This window comes from Massilibacteroides sp., assembly GCF_028705895.1.
GTDB lineage: Bacteria > Bacteroidota > Bacteroidia > Bacteroidales > Tannerellaceae > Massilibacteroides.
In genome coordinates this window covers 1-3,904 of the sequence record NZ_JAQWCQ010000107.1, presented here as the reverse complement: position 1 = coordinate 3,904, position 3,904 = coordinate 1, and the positions used below count along the sequence as shown (strand labels likewise).

Genomic DNA, 3,904 nt, shown 5'->3' with positions numbered 1-3,904 from the left:
GTTGCTTGGCAATTTCTCTTCGTCCGATGTACAACCGGTAATAAGAAACAGTCCTGCAAGAAATGGAAACAAGCTACAACAATCAATCATTTTTTTCATAATCATGTTATCTTTTTCTTCTTATTTTCTATTAAATGCTAATCACTGACTATTTGGCTTGCTCAGATCAATTGTCACATCTTTTTCCACAACACTCCAATCGTTCACACGAATACGAAGCTCCTTGATTATACCGGTTTCCGGATCTCTTGTAAAACCTAAACGAATTACAAAGTCATACATACGTGAAAAATCAATCTTACGCTGTGTTGCTTCACCGGCAAGGAGCAGGTCAATAAGGCATTCCTGATACACAAGCTGTCCCGTCAAACAATCGTATAGTTTAAGATCTGGACGACGGTCGCGGGAAAGACGCAAAGTGCCCAATTCTGTTGAATATATTTTTTCGGACCCTTTGTAATCGAACAAGGATGTATAATGTACCTTTGGAGAAGAAGCAAAAGAGTTATCAAATTCATAACAAGCGTTATTGTCTGTCAGCACAGCACGATAGAAACCATTTCCCTCATCTAGGCCTGTTGCCTCGATTTTTAGTGTATAGAGATCTTTTACGATAAAAAGGGTATCTTTCAGATTGATAATTTTTTCGGATGAACGTGTTGTGCTCGAAACGGTTAAAGAACGGTCGCACAACGAAGAGAAAAACAGAGGGGGAGGAATCACGGAAACCGTATCCTGTACAGCACCCTCATAGACCAGACGGACATCTTCATATTTGGTCTCTCCTTTTTCAAAACCAGAACAGTCAAACCGATAACAGTCATAAACATTTCCCCAGGCATAAAAACTATAACGTCCTTCGGGAAGCAGAAAATCCATGCCATAATCAGGATCTGCAAGACGTGGTTCATCATGAGTCACCGAAGTAACAAAATACCCTAAGGAATCAAAAGCGTAAACCGTTAATGTTTTCAACTCAGATGGATCAAAACCTTCTTCCTGTTCGACTGACAGGGGGACATATGTAAAGGAAAGGCGGTACGCCACCGATACCGGGTCAGGTCCGGGCTTAGGACAAGCTGAAAGATCTTCTTTCATACACGAAGTATGGCCAATCAAAAGGAAACAGGTACAGAGAAATAAACGCAAAGCAAATGATAGTAGTTTCATCTTAAAATCGTTTTTCTTATATCGATCATGTGCCACAACCGGCACGGAGTAACCGTAAATGGGAAGGAATCTACCTTCCCCCCCATTTATGGAATAATTAAAATCCTTAGCTTAGTGACTGACCACCTGTAACTGGATCCCAATCCTTTACCACAAGGTCAAACTTAATATAACCTTTAGATGTAGGAGTGATTGGAACGATAGGATCTGTAGGCAGACCAATACCACCAAAACCTGTAATTGTGATTACATAGTAGGTATTACGAACCACATCGAATTGATTGGTCGTTTTTTCAAGCGTAATACCATAGTCGCACAAACCGTTCAGATATTCTACAGGGATAGCACTTGGTGCAGGAGCAATACCTGTAGGAGCCCCTATATAGGCATTAGCAGCAGCAATGTCTTCAAAATAAGCAACCGTACCATCACTCATGGCCAGCGTAGCAAAAGTACCGCTAGTTTGCAGTGTTCCTGTACTTCCTGTTCCATCCAAAACCACAGTTGGAGTAAATTTACAACGTACCCGTGCCATTGTAGCATTTACAGCAACTCCGTCTGCAATATTTTCCATCAAATAGAAAGGATGGTTTGCAGGACCGTTAGGATCTGCTTCAACGACATTAAAAGAAGTAAGTGTAGCAGAGCTAAAAGGAGAAACGGTAGGTTTTGTTAAATTGAATACTGTATTACCATTATCCACCGCATATTCCAGAGTAGAAAGAGCGATAGAACCACCGGCAACCGAAACAGATGCAGAAAGTGATCCGTCATACACAACAGCCAGTTTTGCAGCCAAACGTTCCAATGCCACCGGATTTCCTGCGTTTATATGACGAGGAGCTAAATTGGTATTACTATTTGTCACCGTTTCAGTTAATTTACCTGAAACCATAACAAAATTGCCTGAAGCTGTCAGACTGGCCAGGGTTTCATTATAAGCTTGTGTAAAAGCAGCAGAAGCAGCTCCTGTAATGGCACTACGCAAAGATGTAGTCAGGTTACCTACCAACAAGACGGATTTGTTTGCTTCAACAATCACTTCAATCGGAGAGCCTGTCAGTTCATATTCATTAGGAGCACCGGTTGGTTCCACATCCTTACCTGCGCCTACGTTAAATGTAACATTCTTTTCTATGTTTCCATTAGCACGGAATACAAACACATCGATAGTGTTTAGTGTTGATTCGGATGCATCCTGTGTAGTTGTCACAGCACGCGTAGAAAGATCGCTCGTTTTTACAGTAAAAGTGATATGACCCTTTTCGCCGTCAGGGTTAACGACCGGCTCGTCATTATCATTACTACAACTTGTAAAACCGGCTGTTAATGCCGCGCAAGCCAATAAAGCAAATTTGAAATTCTTTTTCATTTCGATTTTTGTTTAATTAATAATAGAAATTATAAACCTTTGTTATATGGTTTTTTTATCTTTAGTTATTACGGTTATGTGTTTTGAGTTGAATTAAAAAGCATAAATCAGGTTTACACCTATGTTGGTTGGTCCTATATAATTTTTTGTTCCTTTACCTTTTGATTCTCCACATTTTTCGCATGCGAAACGTTTGTAATCCTGATAAGCATAACCCAGGCCAGCGGTAGCTTCCAAATTCCAGTTGCCGGATAGATGCCATAAATAGCCATACGAAAATCCTCCTCCGGTAAAGTTTCCTTCGCGTCGTTCCTTTTTTAGACCCAGAATAGAAATACCTCCGGCATTAAAGCGTCCATGGAAAGCGTGAACACCGAAAAAATGGCCATTGAATGTTTTATCCAGCCAATAACGTCCTTCCGGACGAATGATCCAATGCTGAAATTTCCTATTCTCAGAGAAGGTCCATGGGTTTAACGATCCTGTCAGATTTAAAGAATATTGTTCTGAAAGCCGGACTTCAGTTCCAAGGTTGAACGTCGTTGTTATTATTTCCGGAAGGTTGATCTTTACTGCCCATGTCTGCCCATATCCTTTCATCGAAGACAGTACGATAAATAAAACTATAAAGAAGAAGTGTTTTAACATACGGTTGTTATTTGAGTCAATAGATTATTACTTAGTAGAAATGACCGTTGACAATCTTTCCTCAAGAAGGGAAAAATTAACAAATGAATTTACTAATGCAAAGGTCTGTTACTTTTTGCTATGATCTACAACAAAAAATCGCACAATAACACCAAATTTTAATCCAGATTTACTATAAAAGTCATTATTGCACAGGTATTCTAATCAAAAAGACGTTTGTCTGGATCCTCTTTCTTTGTTACTTTATCGAAGACCAAGCTTGATGAGCCGAGCTGTTTTGAATTGTATCCACTCTTGCTCTTTCATGAATATCAATCATTCTTATATAGTAATAAGCTTGTGTTCTAAAGCGCATTCTGTTAAAGATTAGTTGCAGGTTTCACAGTATTGGTTTCTGGTTCCTGAAAGTTCGGTTGTCGGGTAACATTCGAATTTCTCAGGTAACATCGGTCATGAAAGAGGAAAGAAGTATCTCGAAGGAATTGATTTCTTTTTCGTCGATAACCGACAAGGCAACTTCCAAGATATGCTCCATTTCGGATGATGCTTCCTGAGCTGTAACTTCTCCGTTTTTTACTTCTTTTTTTAGAGCCTGTTTAAATTTTATAGAAATAAAAGGTTAAGAATGTTTCCGTATTAGTCTTCACATGACTTTATTTGAAGTGACGAAACTAAGAATAAAGATGTATCAGACTAATATAACGGAAACAGAGT

At 39.3% G+C, this 3,904-nt stretch carries 3 protein-coding genes; all 3 read right to left on the bottom strand.

The window, feature by feature from the left end; all coding sequences use genetic code 11:
* Positions 1 to 141: 141 nt before the first annotated feature.
* The gene (locus PHT93_RS15115) at positions 142 to 1,170 is read right to left on the bottom strand and encodes a FimB/Mfa2 family fimbrial subunit (RefSeq protein WP_300244612.1); all 1,029 of its coding nucleotides are present in this window, start codon (positions 1,168 to 1,170) and stop codon (positions 142 to 144) included.
* Between the two features lie 106 nt (positions 1,171 to 1,276).
* A complete protein-coding gene (locus PHT93_RS15110) occupies positions 1,277 to 2,542 on the bottom strand; it encodes an Mfa1 family fimbria major subunit (RefSeq protein WP_300244611.1) in 1,266 nt (421 codons plus the stop codon).
* A gap of 93 nt (positions 2,543 to 2,635) precedes the next feature.
* Positions 2,636 to 3,190: a DUF3575 domain-containing protein gene (locus tag PHT93_RS15105; protein WP_300244610.1), complete on the bottom strand. Its 555-nt coding sequence runs from the start codon at positions 3,188 to 3,190 to the stop codon at positions 2,636 to 2,638.
* Positions 3,191 to 3,904 lie beyond the last annotated feature (714 nt).

Bases quoted from the DNA above. Each gene is read 5' to 3' on its own strand.
- PHT93_RS15115 (WP_300244612.1), bottom strand. From the start codon at position 1,170: ATGAAACTACTATCATTTGCTTTGCGTTTATTTCTCTGTACCTGTTTC.
- PHT93_RS15110 (WP_300244611.1), bottom strand. From the start codon at position 2,542: ATGAAAAAGAATTTCAAATTTGCTTTATTGGCTTGCGCGGCATTAACA.
- PHT93_RS15105 (WP_300244610.1), bottom strand. From the start codon at position 3,190: ATGTTAAAACACTTCTTCTTTATAGTTTTATTTATCGTACTGTCTTCG.